The organism is Actinomadura montaniterrae, from assembly GCF_008923365.1.
GTDB lineage: Bacteria > Actinomycetota > Actinomycetes > Streptosporangiales > Streptosporangiaceae > Spirillospora > Spirillospora montaniterrae.
Map to the genome: position 1 here is coordinate 1 of NZ_WBMR01000105.1, position 20,003 is coordinate 20,003.

Below are 20,003 nucleotides of genomic sequence, written 5' to 3' on the forward strand. Positions count from 1 at the left end.
CGCCGCTGGCGGGGCCGGGCGGCGCGCCAGGGCTGGGCAGCGCGGGCCAGGGCCGGGCGGCGCGGGCCGCAGGGGTCACAGGTAGTCGGCGGTCTCCCGGACCGTGCCGAAGCGGGGGAAGGTCCGCCGCACCGCGAACTCGTGCTCGTCGGCGGCGAACCCGGACATCGCGTCGGACGCGAACTCGACCTCGTAGCCGTGGTCGTCGGCCGCCCGCGCGGTCGACTCGACGCCCATCGTCGTGACGAGCCCGCCGAAGACCAGGGTGGTGGCGCCGCGCTCCTGCAGCCGCTCGTGGAGGTCGGTGCCGTGGAACGCGCCGACGGTCCGCTTCACCACGAGGATGTCGCCCGGTCTGGCGAGCCCGTCCGCCAGGCCGCTGCCGGGCGGCTGCTCCGCCACGCCCGGCCGTTCGGCCCGCACGAGCGCCACGGGGAGGCCCTTCGCGCGGAACGCCGCCGCGAGGGAGCGGCACCGGGCGAGCACCTCGTCGCCGGAGTGGGGGGCGAGGGGCAGGGCGACGATGCGGGGCATCAGGTCGATGAGCACGAGCGCGGAGGGCATGATCGTCACCCTAGGCCGGACCGCCGCCGGAGCCGACCCCGGGCGCCGCCGGAGTCGACCCAGGGCGCCCGGTCCGCGCGGGTCCGCCGGAGTTGACCCTGACGTCGCGGGAGGGTCGACGATCGGGGGCCATGAGCGAGTACATCAGCCCCGTTCCCGTGCCGGCCCCCGGCGTGCAGCCGGCGGAGATCTACCGCGAGATCTACGGGATGCCCATGTTCGTCACCGTCCCCACCGGCGACCTCGCGGCGTCCAAGGACTTCTGGATCGGCGGGCTCGGCTTCGTCGACCTGTTCTCCGTCCCGGACCGGGTGACCCATCTGCGGCGCTGGGCCTTCCAGGACGTCCTGCTGGTGCCCGGCGAGCCGGCCGGCGCGGCGCCGGCGGTGAGCGTCAGCTTCGCCTGCGTGCTCGGCCAGATCGACGAGATCGCCGCGGCCTGCGAAAAGCTGGTGCCGGGATGCGCGAGCGGGCCCGTCGACAAGCCGTGGAACTCCGTCGAGCTGGAGGTCGTCACGCCGGAGAACGCGCGGGTCGTCATGACGGCCGCCCGGCCTCTGGACCCGGACGGCCCGCAGGCCGCCTGGATGCGGGACGCGGGCATCGAGGTCCCGCGACCGTGAACGCGCCCGTCACCGGCCTGGGGCACACTGGGCCGGTGACGCATGCCGAGGCGGACGGGCTGACCGTCGGACGGGCCGCCGCGCTGGTCGGGGTCAGCGTGAAGACGCTGCACCACTGGGACGCCGTCGGCCTCGTCCGCCCGGGCGGGCACACCCCCGCCGGGTACCGGGTGTACTCGGGCGACGACATCGCCCGCATCCACCGCGTCCTGGTCTACCGGGAGCTGGGGTTCCCGCTCGCCGAGATCGCCCGGATCCTCGACGACCCGTCCGCCGACGCCCGCGACCACCTGCGCCGCCAGCGGGCGCAGTTGGAGCGGCGCGCGGGCCGCCTCCGGGAGATGGCCCGCGCCGTCGACCGCATGCTGGAGGCGCTCGACGCCGGGCTGCGGCTCACCCCCGAGGAGCAGGTCCAGATCTTCGGCGCCGACTGGCGGCCCGAGTGGGTCGGGGACGCCCGGGACCGGTGGGGCGGCACCGTCCAGTGGACGCAGTACGCCGAACGCGCCGCCGGGATGACCCCGCAGGACTGGAAGGACGTCGCGGCGCGCACCGAGGCCCTCAACGCCGACCTCGCCGCCGCCCGCCGCGCCGGCGTCGCCCCCGGCTCCGCCGAGGCGGACGCGCTGGCCGAGCGGCACCGCGCGCTGCTGTCCACCTACTTCGACTGCACCCACGCGATGCACGCGTGCCTGGGACGGATGTTCGCCGAGGACCCCGGCTTCGCCGCCTACTTCGACGGGATCGAGCCGGGCCTCACCGCCTGGCTCCGAGACGCGATCTTCGCGAACGCCGGACGCCGGGGCGTCGACCCCGCCACCGCCCGCTGGGAGTGACCGGCTGCGGGGCTCAGTCCTGCCGGACGGCTGCGGGGCTCAGTCCTGCCGCACCGCGTCGGCGGCGTCGGCCGCCTCGACCTCCTCGCGGGAGATCCCGAGCAGGAAGACGATCGTGTCCAGGTACGGGACGTTGACGGCGGTGTCGGCGGCCTGCCGGACGACGGGCTTGGCGTTGTAGGCGACGCCGAGCCCCGCGGCCTGGAGCATGTCGAGATCGTTGGCGCCGTCGCCGATCGCGACGGTCTGGCTGACCGGAACGCCCGCCTCCGCGGCGAACCGGCGCAGCGCCGCCGCCTTCCCGGCCCGGTCGATCACCGGCCCGGTCACCCGCCCCGTGAGCTTCCCGTTCTCGATCTCCAGGGTGTTCGCGGCGGAGTAGTCGATCCCGAGATCGTCCACCAAGGCGTCGGTGACCTGCGTGAACCCGCCGGACACGATCGCGAACTTGTAGTCCAGGCGCTTCAGGGTGCGGACCATGGTGCGGGCGCCCGCCGCGAGCCGCAGCTTGTCGCGGACGTCGTCGATCGCGGACGCGTCGAGCCCCGCGAGCAGCGCGACCCGCTCACGCAGCGACCCCTCGAAGTCGAGCTCGCCGCGCATCGCCGCCTCGGTGACCTTCGCGACCTCGTCGAGGCAGCCGGCGTGCTCCGCGAGCAGCTCGATCACCTCGCCCTGGATCAGCGTCGAGTCGACGTCCATGACGATCAGCCGCTTCGCGCGCCGGCTCAGCCCGCCGTGCTGGACGGCGATGTCGACCTGCTGCTCGGCGGCCTCGGTGGCGAGCCCGGCCCGCAGCGTGTCAGGGTCGGCGCCGGACACGTCCATCTCGATGCAGGTCACGGGGTTCTGCGCGAGCCGCTCGATCCGGTCGATGTTGGCGCCGTGCGCGGAGATCCGCCCGGCGATCCCGGCCATCGCGGCGGGCTTCAGCGGGGCGCCGAGCACCGTGACGTGCAGCCGCCCGCCGCGCTTCGGCATCCGCTTGTTCCGGCCCGTGGACAGCTCGATCTCCATGTCGAGATCGTTGGCGACCTTCTCCGCCGCGTTCCACACGCGGCCGATGTCGGCGCCCTCGGTGTAGGCGAGCAGGACCCCGAGGACGAGCCGCCCCCGGATCACGACCTGCTCGACGTCGGCGACGGTGAGCGGGAACTGGGAGAGTGTGCGGAACAGCCGCGACGTCACGCCGGGGCGGTCGCGTCCGGTGAGTGTGATGAGCAGCGTTCGCTGTGCTGACCCGTCCATAGCTGTCCACAACGGTACCGGCCGCGGGACACCCCTCGTGCGCCAGGTCCGCCATGCGAGACGCCGCCGCCTCTCGCGACCCGGTTCGGGGCCGCCGGCCGCCGCGGGGGAGGTTTACCTGCTGGTGACGGCGGTTACGCCGGAAATGTCCGATCGGCTCGGGAACGGGGCTCGGACTGATCGCGAGCCCGGCCCCGCCGCCGAGCCGGAAGCGTCGAGATCGGGGGAGGAACCATGACCAAGTTCATGGACGTTCACCACGGCATGACCGGGCTCACCGGCGACCAGCTCAGGGAGGCCCACGAGGCGGACCTCGCCATCCAGGACCAGGAAGGCGTCGTCTTCGAGCACACCTGGGCCGACCCGGAGTCCGGCACGGTCTACTGCCTGTCCGAGGCGCCGGACGCCGACGCCGTCCAGCGCATCCACGAGCGCGCCGGCCACCGCGCCGACGAGGTCCACTGCGTCACCCTGGCCCTCTGAGCGACGGCCGCGCGCCCCCGGCGTCCGGGTCCTTCTGGGGACGCGTCCGACGTGGCACGCCCCCAGCCCGGGCATAGGCACGCCGCCAGCCCGGACACAGGCGCGCCGCCAGCCCGGGCATAGGCGCGCCGCCAGTCCGGACACCTGCACGCCTCCAGTCCGGACGTACGATCGCCGGATGGCGACACGGCTCATTCAGATAGCGATGAAGGCCGGGGACGACTCGGCGCTCGGCCGGTTCTGGGCGGAGGCGCTCGGCTGGGGCACCGACAGCGAGGGCCCCGGCGTGACCAACCTCGCGCCCGAAGGCGTCGACTACCCCGACCCCGCCGTGCTCTTCATCGACATCCTCCGCGTGCCGGACCCCAAGACGGTCAAGAACCGCCTGCACATCGACCTCGCCACCACCTCCCTGGCGCATCAGGCGGAGCTGGTCGCGCGGCTCCAGAAGCTCGGCGCGACGCCCGCCGACATCGGCCAGGGCGACGTCCCTTGGACGGTCCTCGCCGACCCCGAGGGCAACGAGTTCTGCGTTCTCGAGCCCCGGGAGCTTTACCAGGACACAGGGCCGATCGCGGCGCTGGTGGTCGACTGCGCGGACCCGCGCGCCATGGTCCGGTTCTGGGACCAGGCGATCGACTGGACCGTCCACGAGGTGACCGACGACCTCGCGAGGATGCGCTCCGCCACGGGTCTCGGGCCGTACCTCGAGTTCATCCGCACGCCCGACGAGAAGACCGGGCTGAACCGCATCCATTTCGATCTCCGCCCGTACGCCGGCGACGACCACGCGGCGGAGGGCGACCGGCTGCGGGGGCTCGGCGCCACCGACACCGACATCGGCCAGGGCGACGTCCCCTGGACGGTCCTCTCCGACCCGGAGGGCAACGAGTTCTGCCTGCTCACGCCCCGCTGAGCGGGCCGTCACTCGACCCGGTTCTCTCAAAGCCCGACATTCCAAATGCTGTTTGGCGTGCCCGCCCCAGTCGGGATTCGCGTCCAGGTAAACACCTGAACACGAACACCCAACACACCAAATTCGGGTGTTCGGGCGAATCGCAAGAGGGGTGTTCGGGTGGTGGGGTGGCGCTTGCGTACGGGGCCGCCCCTCCAAAGTCAAGGGCGCCTTCGGCGTCGCTTCGCGATGGACTTCGTCCACCCTTGACTTTGGAGCCTCTGCGGCCCCTGGGCAGGTGATGGGGGCAGGCTCCGCCTGCCCCGCCCCCGGGTCGCGCCACCCCACCACCCCCTTCCGTACGCGTGTTCCGACGGGTGAGGCGGGGCTAATAGCCGTCATTTGAATACCGGAAAGTATCCGCTTCGAGCAGTGAATTCGCGATGCAATGACCGGTCACGGCTAGTAGAATGCAGGTATGCATTCCGTGACGGTCGAGTTGGGGGTCGCGTCCACCGCAGAATTGGTGGACGCGCTCTCAGTGATCGCCACTGAACTCGCCGGACGAGACGTCCCCGAATCGGCGGCCGTGTGTCTGGAGCTCACCGAAACGCTCGCCGCCGCAACGGATCTCCAGGAAAGCGCAATGGCCGGTTTCATCGGCCGCGTCGACGCGGCAGGTGAACAAGCCCGGTGGGGATATCCCTCCCCCAAGGCGTGGCTGCGGTCCCGTCTGGGGATGCGCGACAATCGCGCCAAAGACCGCCTGGCGCTGGCTCGCCAGCGCCACCGCCTTCCTCAGGTCGCCCAGCGGCTGGCGGCCGGGGAGTTGTCGTTCGGCTACGCCACCACCATTGCGGACTCGGTCGCGCGGCTGGACGACATCGATTGCGCACAGGCTGAGACGCTGCTGCTGGAGATGGCCGACGCTGGGTTCTCGGCCGGGAAGGTCGCCGCGTTCGGCAGCCGCATCCGTGACGTCATCGCCGAACGCGACGGCACCGAAGACGCACCCGACGAGGACACCAAGCGCGGCTACGCCAAGTCCTGGATGACCACGACGCGTTCCCTCGATGGCGGCCGGTACGTCAAGGGCTGGTTGAACCCCGAGGACGCCGCGATCTGGGACGGCACCTTGGCGCCGCTGGCCAAGCCCGCCGGGCCTGATGACCGCCGGGACCTGGGCGAGCGCACCGCAGCCGCCTTGTCCGGCGTGTTGTCGGGCGGGCACAAGGCCACCAAGGTCACCGTGATCTGCGACCTGGACACCCTCACCGGCGGTAACGCCCCCGCCCGGCTCATCGACGGAACGCCGATCCCTGCCGAGCAGGCCCGCCGCATCGCCCTCTCGGCCGGAGTCTCACCGCTCCTGCTGGGCAAGGGCAACACCCCGCTGTACTTGGGGTGGCGCGAGCGGTTCGCGAGCCCGGCGCAACGGCAAGTCCTGGAAGCCCTGTACCCCTCGTGTGCGGTGCGGGGGTGCGAGATGCCCGGCACCCTGTGCGAAGTGGACCACGTTCACGGATGGGCGCTCGGCCGATCGCCGACCGATATCGATCAGCTCACCCTGGTATGCGGGTGGCATAACCGGTTCAAGCACAGCCGCCCCGATCAGATCCAGATCAGCAAGGACCGGGATGGGCGGTACGTGTATCGGTTGCTCCCGCCGGCCGATGCCCGACCCGCGACACCGAGCAATGGTCCACCGGGTGATCCCACCCTCGACCGGGCCGCATGACCACCAATCCCATTCCACATTTCTGTCGCTGCCCGGCCTGCCTCGGCCCGTGAGATGGGTGGCTCAGGTGAGCGGGCCTTGGTGGCGGCGGAATTGTTCCTCTACCTCGGGAGGGATGTTCCCGCGCTGGTTGATCTTCACGCCGTTGGCCTTCGCCCAGGCCTTGATCGCCGCGCTTCGCTTGCGGGCGGCGGCGAAGGGGTCGCGTACCTCGGGCGGACGCTTGTCCACGGGGGTTAGGGAGACGGTCGAAGCAGCACGGCCGTCCACGTGCAGCAGTTCGTGCCGCAGTGCGTACGCCAGTGCGGCGTCGATCTCCTCTATGGACGCGAGAAGGCGCTCGGCGAGGTCCGCCTTGGTCGCCTGGCCTGGGGACCAGAGCGCGATCGCGACGAGGTCCATGGCCAGGTCTGAGTCGAGGTCGCCGTCCTGGGCGGAGCGCGGGCCGCGGGACAGGCGGCGCGGTGGCTCGAGGACGCCGTCGGCAGGCCAGAACTGCAACAGCCATTCCCGGCGGTCATCGAGGCGCCTCCGGTGCATCCGGACGCGGTACAAGCCGGGTGGGCCGAGCCTCACGCCGCGCATCGGCTCGCTCTGGATGACCTGGGTCAGGTTGACTCCGAGGCCTCCGCTGAGCAGCGGCGACTCCATGACGTTGCCCCACTGCTCGTCGGACGGAGGCGGGGCCGAGTCGTGGGCTTCGAGGACGACGTGGTTGAGCGCTGTCGCGGTGGCGAGGACCCAGCCGTTGCCGGCGCCGCCGAGGTCTCCTTGGGGCCAGCCTGCGAACGCATCCTCGTCTAGTAGGTCGAGGTTCAGGTGGGCCAGTTCGGGCGGGAGGTCGGTGGTCCAGGGGGTGCCTCGTACCACGAGGGTGCTGTATTCGGGACGGTGGCAGGGGTGCTCATAGCGGTCTAAGAGGGGCATGGGTGGACGCTAGCCGTGGGGGCTGACAGCGGGGGAACTTTGGGGGTGGGGGTGGCGTCGTAGGCGGGGCGGTCGTTGTGCGACGGGAGTGGGCTGTGGAGTTGGCGGGTCCTGAGGAGCTGTGGGCGGAGGCGTGCGCTACGGCCGTGCTCAGCGTGGGCACTCCGGGGTGGGGTGCTGTGGTGCGTAGCGACGGGGTGCGTACCGAGGATGTGGGCAACGGGTGGCATGGGATGAGCTGGGTCGAGGGTGGACGGGCGGTCCTGTACGGCTATGACGTCGACTACAGCAGGACGCGGGAGCACGTGCCGCCCATCGATCTGCTTGCCGGGGGACCGGCGTGGCTGCCTTGGGAGTGGCTGGCGCAGATGATGCGGGACGAGCACATCGTCCAGTACGTCTACTGGTGGGATGGGTCGGCGTGGGCGCGCACGGACCATCCGGACGGCCTGGAGGACGGCGGCGGTGGTGTGGGGCGTGACCACCAGGTCGAGGAGTCCTTCCTCGCGTGGGGCGAGGATCCTGAGGGTGCGGCGGACGCGTTCGAGGACCTCATCCGGGCGGCGCGCGCGCGTGCGGTGGACCGGGACGTGGTCGAGGCGCTGTTGCGGCGTCTGGATCCCGAGCAGTTCGACATCGAGGCGACGGAGCCGATGGACGCGGATGCGATGCTCCGGGTCGCGGAGCAGGCCGGGCTCACGGTGGGGGCCGTCCGGCCTGAGTTGGCTGCGGGGCGGGGTGAGCCGGAGGGGCGCCGCGTCCATGTCATCGACCATCCGGGGGATTGGGCGCCGTTCGAGGAGAGCTTCATGGCCGACGGGATCCCCGCGCACCTGTGCTGGTCGCCGTCCCTACGGGAGTAGGAGGTTGAGGTCGCCGAATTCGTGCCACAGGTAGCCCTCGTCCAGGGCTGCCTGGTAGGTGGCGGCGAGGAGGTCGCGGCCGGATATGGCGGTGAGCATCATCAGGTGCGATGAGCGGGGTTCGTGGAGGCCGGTGAGGAGGCCGTCGACGGCGCGGACGCTGCGTTCGGGCGTGACGACGTGCTCGGTCCAGCCCGAGGACGGCCGGACGTGTCCGGAGGCGTCCACGGCGGTCTCCAGGGCGCGGACGGCGGTGGTGCCGACGGCGATGACGCGTCCGCCGTGGGCGCGGGCGTGGCCGACGAGCGCGGCGGTGGCGGCGGGCACCTCGTAGCGTTCGGCGTACGGGGGTTCGTGGGCTTCGGGGGACGCGACGCCGGTGTGCAGGGTGATCGGGGCGAGCAGGACGCCGCGCGACACCAGCCGGGTGACGAGTTCGGGTGTGAAGGGGCGGGCGGCGCTGGGCATTTCGGCGCTGCCGGTGGTGCGGTCGTGGGCGAAGGCGGTCTGGTAGGCGGACGTGGGCCAGTCGCGGCGGACGTACCCGTAGCGGATGGGGACGCCGTGGCGGCGCAGGTAGGGGACGACGTCGGTGCTGAGGCGGGCCTGCCAGAGCCGGTCGGTGCGGCGGCCGATGAGGGTGAGGGTGGCGCCGCCGGGCATCGGGATCCATTCGCCGGGGCTGCCGCCGCCGTAGGGGAGGCTCGCCTTGCCGGAGAGGCGGCGGAGTTCGACGATCCAGTCGCGGTCGTCGGCGCCGGGCAGCGGTGTGGAGAAGTGGACGCTGATGCGGTCGAGGCGGACGGCGGCGGGCAGCGTGGCGGAGGTGTTGACGACGAGGAGGTCGCCGGGGTCGAGGAGCGACGGCAGGTCGCGGAACTCGTGGTGGGAGACCTCACCGGTGGCGCGGCGGCCGGCGAGGAGGCGGACGCCGTCGCGGGTGCGGCCGCGGGCCTCGGGGGGTTCGTGGGCTTCGAGGTCCGGCGGCAGGGTGAAGTCGATGATGTCGGTCATTTCGGGGCCTCCAGGCGGAGTGCGGCGACGACGCCGGCGGCGGCGATCGCGGCGAACATGACCCCGGCGGCGGCGAGCCCCAGGTGGAGGCGGCCGGTGCCGAAGCCGGTGACGAGCGCGCCCGCGGCGCCGACGACGAGGGACGAGCCGAGGGTGTCGGCGATCTGCAGGGCGGAGGAGTTGACGCCCTGCTCGTCCTCGGGGGACAGGTCGAGCATCAGGACGCTGAGGCTGCCGATCGCGAAGCCCATGCCGGCGCCGCCGGCGATCCAGGCGGGCACGGCGGCCCAGCCGGACAGCTGCAGCGCGACGGTGACGGCGACGATCCCGGCGGCGACGAACACGGCGCCGAGCAGCGCGAAGAACTCGCGGGACCGCTTGGAGCGGCCCTGGATCTGGGACGCGGCGGACCAGCCGAGGGCGCCGACGGTCAGCACGACGCCGGCCTTGGTGGGGCTGAAGCCGTGCAGGGAGGTGAGGGTCAGCGGGATGAAGGAGTCGGCGCCGAAGAACGCGCCGGACAGCAGGCCGCGGACCACGACGACGCTGGGAAGCCCGCGGCGCATCCGGAGGGTTCCGGCGGGCAGCAGCCGGGGGAGCCCGTAGCCGAGCCCGGCGAGGCCGATCAGGGCGGTGGGGGCCATGGTCCAGCCGGTGCGTCCGAGGCCGTAGAGGAGGAGCCCGGCGCCTCCGGCGGCGGCGATGGCGGCGGTGTACCGGGTGCGGCCGGGGCCGTCCGGCGCGGCGCCGGAGGAGCGCCGGACGCCGCGCAGCGTCGGCGTGAGCAGCAGCGCGGGCGGGATGACCAGCGGGATCAGGCCGAGGAACACCCAGCGCCAGCCGGCGTGCTCGGCGACGGCGCCGCCGACGGCGGGTCCGACCAGCGACGGCAGCACCCACGCGGCCGACAGCGCCGCGAACACGCGGGACCGCAGGTGCTCGGGGTAGACGCGGGCGATGACCACGTACAGCGCGACCATCGGGACGCCGGAGCCGAGGCCCTGGACCGCGCGCCCCGCGACGAACAGCCACATCGTCGGCGCGGTCCCGGCGACGGCGAGCCCGGCGACGAACACCGCGAGGCCGATCATGAACGGGCGGGCCGGGCCGGACCGGTCGACCCAGCCGCCCGCCAGCACGGTGGACAGCAGGCTCGCGATCAGCGTCGCGCTGAACCCCCACGCGTACAGCGAGAGCCCGTCGAGGTCCTTCGCGACGGCGGGCATGACGGTCCCGACGGACATCGACTCGAACGCCAGGAGGGTGACGACGAGCACGATCCCGAGGGTCGCGACCCGGTACCCGCCGCCCATCACCCCCTGGCGCGGCCGTTCCCCGGCGGCGGCCTCGTCCGCCTCGTCCGGTTCGAGCACGGTGGTCATCGCGCGGCCGCCAGGTCCGCGGCGCGGTACCGGCCGCTCGCGGGACGGCCGTCGATCAACCCCCGGTGGAACGCGGCGGCGGCCTCCTCGGGCGGCGGGGCGGCGTCGGCGTCCTCCCCGGCGGCGCGCAGCATGTCGGTGCGCATCTCCCCCGGGTCCGCCCACCAGACGCGGACGTCCGGCTCCTCCGCCGCGAGCACGTTCGACAGCTGCTCCAGCGCCGCCTTGGACGACCCGTAGCCGCCCCACGTCTCGTAGTTCTCGACCGCCGCGTCCGAGCTGATGTTGAGGATCGCGCCGTGCCGTTCCCGCAGCGCCGGCAGGACGGCCTGGATCAGCGCGAGCGGCGCGAGCACGTTCGTCGCGTAGGTCGCGGCGAGGTCGGCGACGGGTTGCTCGGCGAGCCGCGGCAGCGGCGTCGTGCCGAGGGTGCTCGCGTTGTTGACGAGCAGGTCGAGCCCGCCGGACACCGCGCGGGCGAGGTCGGCGCGGTGCGCGGCGTCGGCGACGTCCCCGGGGATCGCGGTGACGTCGCCGCCGATCGCGCGGGCAGCCGCGTCGAGGGCCGCGGCGTCCCGGCCGTCGATGACGAGCGTCCAGCCGGCCCCGGCGAGCTCGCGGGCCAGCGCCCGCCCGAGCCCCCGGGAGCCTCCAGTGATCAGTGCGGTCTTTCCAGCGGCCGTCTTCATGCCTCCGACGCTAGGAAGCGGGCCCCGGTCCGGCATCGGCCATCGGCCCCCGGGCCCCCTCCGCAAATGGTCGTAGGACCTCCGGGCCCCCTCGCCGGCGCCCGCGTCCGGAGCCATCCGGGCAAAACCGAGTACGGTCTTCACATGCGCCCGTCGAAGGGCGCGCGAAGGGCGAGGCGAGAGGCCGGAATGGGCGAGGCGGAAGGGCTCGGAGCCGGGCAGGGCGCGACCCTGCACGCGGTGAGCTCCGCCGTGCTCGCCGTCACCCGCCACCTGTCGGTCCACGAGGTGCTGCAGGTGATCGTCCGGGCCGCGGCACGGCTGCTGGACGCCCGGTACGCGGCGCTCGGCGTGCCCGACGACGAGGGGTCGTTCGCCGAGTTCGTCGTCGAGGGCGTCTCCGACGAGGACTGGGAGCGGATCGGCCCGCTGCCCCGCCAGCACGGCATGCTCGCGGCGATGCTGCACGGCGACACGCCGAAGCGGCTGGCCGACATCCGCCGCGAGCCGGAGTTCGAGGGCTGGCCCGTCGCGCACCCCGTGCTGAAGGACTTCCTGGGCATGCCGATCAAGGACGGGGAGGACGTCCTCGGCATCATCTTCCTGGCGAACAAGCGGACGCCCGGCGGATTCACGCAGGACGACCAGGACCTGCTCGCGCTGTTCGCCGCGCACGCCGCGATCGCGATGACCAACGCCCGGCTGTACGAGCACAACCGCGAGCTGACGGTCGTCGCCGAGCGGAACCGGCTGGCCCGCGAGCTGCACGACGCCGTGGCGCAGAAGCTGTTCTCGCTGCGGCTGACCGCCCGCACCGCCGCCGCGCTCGCGGAGAAAGACCCGAAGCGGACCGTCGACGAGCTGGAGCAGGTCGAGCGGCTCGCCGCCGACGCGCTCGCCGAGCTGCGCGCGGTCATCTTCGAGCTGCGGCCCGCGGACCTCGCCGACGGCCTCGTCGCGTCGCTGCGCAAGCACGCCGAGGTGCTGGACCGGGCGCACGAGACCGCCGTCCGGTTCACCGCCGCCGAACCGGTCGTCCTGCCGGAGGAGCACGAGGCGGTCGTGCTGCGGATCGCGCAGGAGGCCGTCTACAACGCGCTGCGACACGCCGGGGCGCGGACGGTCGACGTGAGCCTGCGCGTGCTGGACGGCAGCGCCGTGCTGGAGGTCGCCGACGACGGGTCGGGGTTCGCGGCGTCCGACGGCGACCAGCAGGGCGGGCTCGGCCTCGCGTCCATGCGCGACCGGGCGTGCTCGATCGGCGCGACGTTCGGCATCGACGCGGGCCCCGGGCACGGCACGACGGTGCGGCTGGAGGTGCCGCTGTGACGCCGCCGCCGCCCGCGCCGCCGATCCGGGTGCTGATCGCCGACGACCATCCGGTGGTCCGGCAGGGGCTGCGCACGTTCCTCGGCATCCAGGACGACATCGAGGTGGTCGGCGAGGCCGAGGACGGCACGTCGGCGGTGACGCTGGCCGAATCGCTGAAGCCCGATATCGTGCTGATGGACCTCAAGATGCCGGGCGCCGACGGCGTGACCGCGCTGACGGAGTTGCGGGCTCGGGGGGTGGGGGCGCGGGTGCTGATCCTGACCAGCGTCACCGAGCGCGGGCACGTGCTGCCGGCGGTGCAGGCGGGCGCGGCCGGCTACCTGTACAAGGACGTGGACCCGCGCGCCCTCGTCCAGGCGATCAGGGCGGTGCACGACGGGCATGTGCTGTTCGCGCCTGACGCGGCGGAGGCGATGCTGCGCGCGGAGCCCGAGCGCGAGCCGGCCGACCGCGGCCTGGGCGCGCTCACCGAACGGGAACGGGAGGTGCTCGTGCACATCGCGCGGGGCAGGTCCAACCGGGAGATCGCCCGCGCGCTCGTGGTCTCGGAGAAGACGGTCAAGACGCACGTCAGTAATCTGCTCATGAAACTGGGAGTGCAGGATCGGACGCAGGCGGCGCTCTACGCCGTCCGGCACGGCATCGGGCGGGACGGCACCGCCCGGGACGACGCCGGCCGGGATGGCGCGGACCGGGCCGGGGAGGCCGCTCGTGAGTGATACAACTCCTCTGACAGGATCGTCATCGAAATCGGTATGAACGTAGCAATCAGGTACGCAGCAGGCAGTGACATCGGGTGCAACCGAGAGAACAACGAGGACTCGGGCTACGCCGGTGCACGGTTGATCGCGGTCGCGGACGGCATGGGCGGCTATGCCGGCGGCGAGGTCGCGAGCTCGACCGTCATCGGCTCGCTGCGCTCGCTGGACAACGGCGCCCCCGGTGACGATCTGGTCGAGAGCCTCGGCCGCGCGGTCGCGGAGGCCAACGAGAAGTTGCGCATCGTCCGCGAGGAGCGGCCCGACCTGAGCCGGATGGGCACCACGCTCACCGCGATGCTGTGGTCGGGCGAGTCGGTGGCCCTGGCGCACATCGGCGACTCCCGCGGCTACCTGCTGCGCGACGGCGAGCTGTTCCAGATGACCCAGGACCACACGATGGACGAGCTGCTGAAGGCGGAGGCGGAGCAGGCGGGCCAGACCGCCGACCCCGCCGAGACGTCGCGGCTGTCGCACGTGCTGTACCGGGTGCTGGACGGGCGGGACGACCGCGAACCCGACCTGCGGCTGCGCGAGGCCCGGCTCGGCGACCGCTACCTGCTCTGCTCGGACGGGCTGAGCGGCCCGGTCGAGGCGCAGCGGATCTACGAGCTGCTGTCCGCGGAGGCGGACCCGCAGCGCGCCGTCGCCGCGCTGATCGAGGAGGCGCGCAACAACGGCGGCCCCGACAACATCACCGCGGTCGTGGCGGACGTCGTCGAGGCGGAGTACCACGCCGACGCCGGCGGCCCCGTGGTCGTCGGCGCCGCCGCGCAGTCCTGACCCCCGTCCGCCCGCTCCGGCGACCGTCCGCTCCGGCGACCGCTCGTTCACCGCGTGGTCGCCGCTTGCCCGCCCTCGTTGGTCGCCGCTCGCTCGCCGCGCTGGCGGCGGCCCGTCCGGCGCGTTCCCGTGCTGCTCGCGACGTGATTCGTGGCAACCGTAACCCTGAAGTCTGCCCGCATAGCTGGCGGTTTGTCCTACTCTTGCTCCGAGGTGGACTCAGCGTGCTCTCGGTAACGGTCGCGTCGCGGATCGTTGCCCGCACTTGACCCGCCTCCGGGTGAACCCGGTATACGGGTCACTCAGCCGTTTGTCTTCGAGGCGGAGGATTCGTTGGGGGGAGCGCCCGGGGCGGCGGCCGCCGGTGCACCGCAGGGTGCGCTCGGCCGGCTCGCCAGCCGGACCCTCACCGCAGCGCGGCACGGCCCACGAGGCGTGCTGCTGCGCGTTGCGGCGATGGCCGTTGCGGCCGTCGGCGTTTCATGGATCCACCGCCTCCACGACCCCGGCGTGCTCTGCCCCCTGCGGGCGCTCACCGGTCTCCCGTGTCCCCTGTGCGGGGGGACCACCGTGTTCATCGAGTCCGGCGCGGGCCATCCGGTCCGCGGCGCCCTCGCGAACCCGCTGGCCCTGACCGGTGCGGCCGCCGTCGCCCTCGCCCCCCTGGGGCTCGGAGGACGGTGGTGGGCACTCCAGCCGAAGACCCGTGCCCGAATGCTCGGCGCCGCCCTCGTCGGGTCGGAGCTGTGGCAGCTCGTCCGGTTCGGTGTTCTGCGGGTTTGAGCCGCGGTCGATCGTCGGTCAGACTTGCGGAGCCCTCCGGGTCCGGCGGGCGTCACATATCCACAGGGTCAATCAATAAGGAGCAAGTGTGGGTAACCCCTACGACCCGTACGGTCAGCAGCCGGGCTACGGGCAACAGCAGCCCGGGTACGGGCAACAGCAGCCCGGTTACGGCCAGCCCCAGCAGCCCGGGTACGGCCAGCCCCCCGCCCAGCCCGGCTACGGCCAGCCGCCGGCGCAGCCGGGCTACGGCCAGCCGCCGGCGCAGCCCGGGTACGGCCAGCCGCCCGCGGCGCAGCCGGGCTACGGCCAGCCGCCCGCCGCGCAGCCCGCCTACGGCGCCCCGCCGGCGCCCGCCCCGGCCTCCGCGCAGCCGGCGTACCAGGAGGTGCACCACCACCACTACGGCTCGACCGGCCAGCTGGCCGAGTGGGGCTCGCGTGCCGGTGCCACCATCATCGACGGCCTCGTCATCGGCGCGCCCGTCGGCATCCTCTACTTCATCGCGATCCTGCTGATGAGCTCCGGCAGCGGCGGCGGCGCCTTCCTCGGCCTGCTGTTCCTGCTGGTCGCCGCGGTCATCGGCTTCGGCGGCGGGATCTGGATGATCTACCAGGAGGGCACCACCGGGCAGACGCTCGGCAAGCGCCAGATGGGCATCAAGGTCGTCAGCGCCCAGACCGGGCAGGTCCTCGGGTTCGGCGGCGCCTTCGTCCGGCGCCTCGCCCACATCGCCGACAGCGCCGCCTGCGACATCGGCTTCCTGTGGCCGCTGTGGGACGAGCGCAAGCAGACCTTCGCCGACAAGATGTGCAACACCCTCGTCGTCCGCACCTGAGCGGCGACGGCGTACCGAAGCGGGGCGTCCCTCCGGGGACGTCCCGCTCTGCTTTTGGCACGTTCTCAGCGGCGCGCCGCGGACGGCGCCTAGGGCACGGGGTCGAACGCGCTGTTGCACGCCGCGACCCGCGCCCGCCGCACCGCCCGGTCGAGCAGCCGCAGCGCCTCGCTCCGGCGGCGCATCTGGTCGGCGGTGAGGCCGCGCTCGTCCATCCGCCGCGCCAGGTCCACGACCAGGGCCAGCCGGCCCGCCAGCGCCGCCACCCGGTGCGCGCGCGGCGGATACCCGGGCGCCAGCGGATGGTCGCCGCGGTGCGGGTCGCGCAGGTCGACCAGCGCGTCCGCGATCTCCGGCGGCACCCCCGACACGTCGTCCACCGCCAGCAGCGCCTCCGTCGCGTCCCGCATCGCCAGCGTCAGCTGCCGGTCGGCGTCCGCCAGGCCCGGCACGTCCGGCGGGTGCGCGGACGCGTCGTGCGTCGTCCACCGCACCCCGACGTAGGACGAGCCGCGCCGGTCCTCCTCCGGGACCAGCCCGATCGCCCGGTCGCCGAGCAGCACCACGACCGCCGCGCCCGCGTCGATCGCGGACCGGTTGAAATCGGCGGGACCGGTCAGCCCCAGCGGGTCGCCCGGCTCGGGCAGCGCCAGCCGCAGCGCGGTCAGCCCGCCGACGCGCAGGTCGCCGAGGCCGCGGCGCAGCGTCACCTCGGCGGGCTCGCCGCCGAGGATCTGCGGGCCCGCCGCCTTCTCGACCGCGTCCACCGCCTCGTCCAGGCCGACGCTGCCGGTCAGCCAGGCATTGCCCCACGCGACCAGCGCGGTCGCCACGTCCCTGCTCATCCCGTCCGAGCTCATCGCGTCCGACACTCCCCAATGGACATGCGATCCACCATAAGCGCTCGGATCGCCGGTGCCATCGGGCCCGCGGGACGTTCCTGCCTTCCGGTGCGGGCGGGACGGCCCGCCGCCGCGGGGAGCCGGGGGGCGGCGGGGGCCCGGTATCGCATAGGTTCTTTCCTGGAGAACGGACCGGTCCGGACCGGGACCGGTGGGATCACCGGGAATGGGGACGAAGGCGCGCGATGGCCGGCGAGGTACTTCAGCTCCGCGGAGTCGGGGTCAGGCGCGGGGGCTCGGCCCTGCTGCGCGATGTCACGTGGACGGTGAACGAGGGCGAGCGGTGGGTCGTCGTCGGCCCCAACGGGGCGGGCAAGACGACGCTGCTGCAGATCGCCGCCGCGATGATGCACCCCACCGAGGGCTCGGTGGAGATCCTGGAGGAGGAGCTCGGCCGCACCGACGTGTTCGAGCTGCGGCCCCGCATCGGGCTCGCCAGCACCGCGCTCGCCGAGAAGGTCCCGGCCGGCGAGCGGGTCATCGACCTGGTGCTGACCGCCTCGTACGCGATCCTCGGCCGCTGGCAGGAGGAGTACGACTCGACCGACGTCAGCCGCGCCGTCGCGCTGCTGGACGCGCTCGGCTGCGCCGAGCTGATGAGCCGGACGTTCACCACCCTGTCGGAGGGCGAGCGCAAGCGGGTGCAGATCGCCCGCGCGCTGATGCCGGACCCGGAACTGCTGCTGCTGGACGAGCCCGCCGCGGGCCTCGACCTCGGCGGCCGCGAGGACCTCGTCGCCCGGCTCGCCACCCTTGCCGACGACCCGACGGCCCCGACGATGGCGATGGTCACCCACCACGTCGAGGAGGTCCCCGACGGCTTCACCCACGCGCTGCTGCTGCGCAAGGGCGAGATCGTCGCGCAGGGCAAGGTCGACGAGGTGTTCACCGCCGAGCACCTGACGGCCTGCTTCGGCCTGCCGCTGACCATCGAACGGCAGGGCGGCCGCTGGTACGCGCGCGCCGTCCGCTGAGCCGCCGCCGCCCCCGGCCGCCCGGCGTTCCGGGCGGACCGCCACGGAACGGGCACCCCCATTACCGTCCTGAGCTGCGCTGTCCCTACCATCATGAGCGCCGTTGCCAACCGCTAGCGCTGGGATGGGGCCCTCTTGAACCTGCTGGACGCGGCCGCGGTCTTCGCGGCCGGGGTCGCCGCCGGAGGCATCAACACCGTCGTGGGGTCCGGCTCCCTGATCACGTTCCCGACGCTGGTGGCGCTCGGGTACGTGCCGGTGGTGGCGAACGTGTCCAACAACATCGGCCTCGTCCCCGGCGGCGTCACCGGCGCCTACGGGTACCGCGCCGAGCTGAAGGGGCAGCGCGGCCGGCTGCTGCGGCTCGGCAGCGCGTCGCTGATCGGCGCGGTGGTCGGCGCGCTGCTGCTGCTTGGCCTGCCCGCGTCCGCGTTCAAGTTCATCGTCCCGATCCTGATCGTCATCGCGCTCGTCCTGGTCGTGGTGCAGCCGCGGCTCCAGGGCTGGATCCGCAGGCGGCGCGAGGACGGCGGCGGCCACGCGCACGGCGGCCCCTGGCTGTGGATCGGCGTGCTGCTCGCCGGCATGTACGGCGGCTACTTCGGCGCCGCGCAGGGCATCGTGCTGATCGCGCTGCTCGGCATCATGCTGGACGACGACCTCCAGCGGCTCAACGCGAGCAAGAACGTGCTGTCGGCCATCGTCAACGGCACCGCGGCGATCATGTTCATCGCCACCTGGCTGTTCGGCGACACCGGGATCAACTGGTGGGCGGTGCTGCTGATCGCGGCGGGCTCCACCGTCGGCGGCTTCATCGGCGCGAAGGTGGGCCGCCGCATCCCGCCGCTCGTCCTGCGCGGCGTCATCGTCGTCGTCGGCGTCGTGGCGATCGTGAACCTGCTGCGCTAGCTCTCCCAGGGGGGCGACCCCCTGGAACCCCCGTCACGACGAACAGGCCGTTTCGCGCTCCGCTGGCGCTCCACGCGAAACGGCCTGTTCGTCGCCGGGCGGGCCCGCTGCGCTCGCTGCACTCGCTCCGCGTGCCCGCCCGTGACGCGGGCTGGGCTTCAGGCTTCCGGGGCTGGGGTCAGGTCGGCGGGGCGGGGTCGTCGGGGTGGGCGTCGCTGTTCGGGTACTCGACGAGGGCCAGGACGCGGCTGGCCATGAACCGGGCCGTGCGGACCGGGGTACCGGTGCGGGTGACCTCGCTGACCTCCACCACGCCGCGCCGGGTCGCGACCTCCACGCGGCGGCCCGCCCGCGCGGCGACCACCTCGTACGTCCGCGTCCCCTCGCCGCCGGCGTCGATCACGATCTCGACCCTGTCGCCCTTCATCGGCGCGAACCTCCGATAGTCGAACGTATATTCGACTTATACCCCGAACAGGGCCCCGCGAACCGCCGCGAAGCAGGCGAAAAGCGCTGGTCAGCCCACGGGACGGACCTGCACGACCCCGTCCGTCACGCGCGTCTCGAAGAAGGGCTGCCGGGCGGTCGCCGGGCCATGCACGACGGACCCGTCGCGGACCCGGAACGTGCTGCCGTGCCACGGGCAGACGATGCAGGTCTCCGCGTTGTCGTCGGTGGTGACGCGGCCCTGGTGCAGCGGCCCGGCGAGGTGGCTGCACCGGTCGGCGAGCACGTTGATCTCGTCGCCCTCGCGCAGCACGAACAGGCTGATGTAGCCGAGCCGGCGGTGTACCGGCCAGCCGTCCGGGAGCTCCTCGGCGGCGCACAGGTCGTGCCAGCCGGTGGCGACGAGGTGGGACGTCTGGTCGGCGTGGCTCGCGCCCGCCGCCTGCCGGAACGCCAGGTGCCCGCCGAGGTAGGCGCCGCCGAGCAGGACGGTCAGCCCGGCGAACCCGAACGCCTTCCCCGCGCCGTCCCGTCCCTGGTAGCGGGCGGCGAGGGACGCCGAGTACAGCATGCTCGCGGTGGCCGTCGCGGACGCGTGCACCAGCCCGACGCGCTGCTGCTCGCGGTGCAGCGCGGACCAGTCGGCGATGCCGGTGAGGACGGTCGGGACGGCCCCGGCGAGCCCGGCCGCCACGAGGGCCTGGGAGGCGCGCGCCGTCCCCGGCATGAGGTCGAGGATCGCCGACGACATCCAGCAGCCGATCGGCACGTCGGTGAGCGGTGTGTGCGCGGGGTGCCCGAACGGGACGCCGTGCAGGGTGTCCTTCAGGGGGCCCGGACGGAGCGTCCTGCGCACGGCGGTGGACAGCACCCGGATGGTGCGGTCGAGGCCGCGCGCGCGCTCAAGGGTCTCCGTCGCGTCCGCCAGCCGCTGCGACGCCTGCGCCCGCGACCCGCGCCGGAAGATGTTGCTCGACCGCCGGTTCATGTCCCTCCCTCGGGTGCGTGCGGGCGG

At 73.2% G+C, this 20,003-nt stretch carries 22 protein-coding genes; 13 read left to right on the forward strand and 9 right to left on the reverse strand.

Features of this window, described 5'->3' with window-relative positions:
- Positions 1 to 75: 75 nt before the first annotated feature.
- Positions 76 to 564, reverse strand: a complete 489-nt coding sequence (locus F9B16_RS29330) for an isochorismatase family protein (protein ID WP_151543449.1) — start codon at positions 562 to 564, stop codon at positions 76 to 78.
- Positions 565 to 695: 131 nt separating this feature from the next.
- Between F9B16_RS29330 and F9B16_RS29335 the strand changes: the two genes are divergently transcribed.
- Positions 696 to 1,187, forward strand: a complete 492-nt coding sequence (locus F9B16_RS29335) for a VOC family protein (protein WP_151543450.1) — start codon at positions 696 to 698, stop codon at positions 1,185 to 1,187.
- 35 nt (positions 1,188 to 1,222) lie between these two features.
- The gene (locus tag F9B16_RS29340; protein ID WP_225992039.1) at positions 1,223 to 2,023 is read left to right on the forward strand and encodes a MerR family transcriptional regulator; all 801 of its coding nucleotides are present in this window, start codon (positions 1,223 to 1,225) and stop codon (positions 2,021 to 2,023) included.
- 39 nt (positions 2,024 to 2,062) lie between these two features.
- Here the strand turns inward: F9B16_RS29340 and serB are convergent, their stop codons facing one another.
- A complete protein-coding gene (serB, locus tag F9B16_RS29345; protein WP_151543451.1) occupies positions 2,063 to 3,271 on the reverse strand; it encodes a phosphoserine phosphatase SerB in 1,209 nt (402 codons plus the stop codon).
- A gap of 234 nt (positions 3,272 to 3,505) precedes the next feature.
- Between serB and F9B16_RS29350 the strand changes: the two genes are divergently transcribed.
- The 3 genes from F9B16_RS29350 (at position 3,506) to F9B16_RS29360 (ending at position 6,387) form a co-directional block, all read left to right on the forward strand.
- Positions 3,506 to 3,754 carry an SCO4226 family nickel-binding protein gene (locus F9B16_RS29350; RefSeq protein ID WP_151543452.1) on the forward strand — a complete coding sequence of 83 codons (249 nt, stop codon included), beginning with the start codon at positions 3,506 to 3,508 and terminating at the stop codon, positions 3,752 to 3,754.
- A gap of 178 nt (positions 3,755 to 3,932) precedes the next feature.
- Positions 3,933 to 4,670, forward strand: a complete 738-nt coding sequence (locus F9B16_RS29355) for a VOC family protein (protein ID WP_151543453.1) — start codon at positions 3,933 to 3,935, stop codon at positions 4,668 to 4,670.
- A 457-nt stretch (positions 4,671 to 5,127) separates the two neighbouring features.
- Complete coding sequence (locus tag F9B16_RS29360) at positions 5,128 to 6,387, forward strand: HNH endonuclease signature motif containing protein (protein WP_151543454.1); 1,260 nt, start codon at positions 5,128 to 5,130, stop codon at positions 6,385 to 6,387.
- A 63-nt stretch (positions 6,388 to 6,450) separates the two neighbouring features.
- On the opposite strand, the gene F9B16_RS52945 is transcribed toward F9B16_RS29360, so the two are convergent.
- Positions 6,451 to 7,314 (reverse strand): Lsr2 family DNA-binding protein, encoded by an 864-nt coding sequence (locus F9B16_RS52945; RefSeq protein ID WP_225992040.1) that lies wholly within the window; start codon positions 7,312 to 7,314, stop codon positions 6,451 to 6,453.
- 233 nt (positions 7,315 to 7,547) lie between these two features.
- Here F9B16_RS52945 and F9B16_RS29370 point away from each other — a divergent pair, with 233 nt between their 5' ends.
- Positions 7,548 to 8,177 (forward strand): hypothetical protein, encoded by a 630-nt coding sequence (locus F9B16_RS29370; RefSeq protein ID WP_151543455.1) that lies wholly within the window; start codon positions 7,548 to 7,550, stop codon positions 8,175 to 8,177.
- On the opposite strand, the gene F9B16_RS29375 is transcribed toward F9B16_RS29370, so the two are convergent.
- From F9B16_RS29375 to F9B16_RS29385, 3 genes are read right to left on the reverse strand one after another with little or no spacing between them, the layout of a single operon-like run.
- A complete protein-coding gene (locus tag F9B16_RS29375; protein WP_151543456.1) occupies positions 8,166 to 9,191 on the reverse strand; it encodes an S-adenosylmethionine:tRNA ribosyltransferase-isomerase in 1,026 nt (341 codons plus the stop codon). The genes F9B16_RS29370 and F9B16_RS29375 overlap by 12 nt on opposite strands.
- Positions 9,188 to 10,573 carry an MFS transporter gene (locus F9B16_RS29380; RefSeq protein WP_151543457.1) on the reverse strand — a complete coding sequence of 462 codons (1,386 nt, stop codon included), beginning with the start codon at positions 10,571 to 10,573 and terminating at the stop codon, positions 9,188 to 9,190. Before F9B16_RS29380 ends, F9B16_RS29375 begins: the two co-directional genes overlap by 4 nt.
- Positions 10,570 to 11,262: an SDR family oxidoreductase gene (locus tag F9B16_RS29385; RefSeq protein WP_151543458.1), complete on the reverse strand. Its 693-nt coding sequence runs from the start codon at positions 11,260 to 11,262 to the stop codon at positions 10,570 to 10,572. The genes F9B16_RS29380 and F9B16_RS29385 overlap by 4 nt, the downstream gene beginning before the upstream one ends.
- Before the next feature lie 189 nt (positions 11,263 to 11,451).
- Here F9B16_RS29385 and F9B16_RS29390 point away from each other — a divergent pair, with 189 nt between their 5' ends.
- From F9B16_RS29390 to F9B16_RS29410, 5 genes are all read left to right on the forward strand, one after another.
- On the forward strand, positions 11,452 to 12,591 hold the full coding sequence (locus tag F9B16_RS29390; RefSeq protein WP_151543459.1) for a GAF domain-containing sensor histidine kinase: 1,140 nt from the start codon (positions 11,452 to 11,454) through the stop codon (positions 12,589 to 12,591).
- Complete coding sequence (locus F9B16_RS29395; RefSeq protein WP_151543460.1) at positions 12,588 to 13,313, forward strand: response regulator; 726 nt, start codon at positions 12,588 to 12,590, stop codon at positions 13,311 to 13,313. The genes F9B16_RS29390 and F9B16_RS29395 overlap by 4 nt, the downstream gene beginning before the upstream one ends.
- A 36-nt stretch (positions 13,314 to 13,349) precedes the next feature.
- The gene (locus F9B16_RS29400) at positions 13,350 to 14,135 is read left to right on the forward strand and encodes a PP2C family protein-serine/threonine phosphatase (RefSeq protein WP_151543461.1); all 786 of its coding nucleotides are present in this window, start codon (positions 13,350 to 13,352) and stop codon (positions 14,133 to 14,135) included.
- A gap of 456 nt (positions 14,136 to 14,591) precedes the next feature.
- The gene (locus F9B16_RS29405) at positions 14,592 to 14,918 is read left to right on the forward strand and encodes a DUF2752 domain-containing protein (protein ID WP_151543480.1); all 327 of its coding nucleotides are present in this window, start codon (positions 14,592 to 14,594) and stop codon (positions 14,916 to 14,918) included.
- Positions 14,919 to 15,006: 88 nt separating this feature from the next.
- Entirely contained in the window at positions 15,007 to 15,756 is a 750-nt protein-coding gene (locus F9B16_RS29410) for an RDD family protein (RefSeq protein ID WP_151543462.1), read from the forward strand.
- 89 nt (positions 15,757 to 15,845) lie between these two features.
- Here the strand turns inward: F9B16_RS29410 and F9B16_RS29415 are convergent, their stop codons facing one another.
- A complete protein-coding gene (locus tag F9B16_RS29415; RefSeq protein ID WP_151543463.1) occupies positions 15,846 to 16,601 on the reverse strand; it encodes a hypothetical protein in 756 nt (251 codons plus the stop codon).
- Positions 16,602 to 16,843: 242 nt separating this feature from the next.
- On the opposite strand from F9B16_RS29415, the gene F9B16_RS29420 reads away from it, so the two are divergent.
- Both F9B16_RS29420 and F9B16_RS29425 read left to right on the forward strand, forming a co-directional pair.
- Positions 16,844 to 17,632 carry an ABC transporter ATP-binding protein gene (locus F9B16_RS29420; RefSeq protein ID WP_151543464.1) on the forward strand — a complete coding sequence of 263 codons (789 nt, stop codon included), beginning with the start codon at positions 16,844 to 16,846 and terminating at the stop codon, positions 17,630 to 17,632.
- 135 nt (positions 17,633 to 17,767) lie between these two features.
- Positions 17,768 to 18,541 (forward strand): sulfite exporter TauE/SafE family protein, encoded by a 774-nt coding sequence (locus F9B16_RS29425; protein WP_151543465.1) that lies wholly within the window; start codon positions 17,768 to 17,770, stop codon positions 18,539 to 18,541.
- 178 nt (positions 18,542 to 18,719) lie between these two features.
- Here F9B16_RS29425 and F9B16_RS29430 read toward each other — a convergent pair whose 3' ends face one another.
- Both F9B16_RS29430 and F9B16_RS29435 read right to left on the reverse strand, forming a co-directional pair.
- Positions 18,720 to 18,968, reverse strand: a complete 249-nt coding sequence (locus F9B16_RS29430; protein WP_151543466.1) for a hypothetical protein — start codon at positions 18,966 to 18,968, stop codon at positions 18,720 to 18,722.
- A gap of 90 nt (positions 18,969 to 19,058) precedes the next feature.
- Positions 19,059 to 19,976, reverse strand: a complete 918-nt coding sequence (locus tag F9B16_RS29435) for a Rieske 2Fe-2S domain-containing protein (RefSeq protein ID WP_151543467.1) — start codon at positions 19,974 to 19,976, stop codon at positions 19,059 to 19,061.
- Between the last annotated feature and the right edge of the window lie 27 nt (positions 19,977 to 20,003).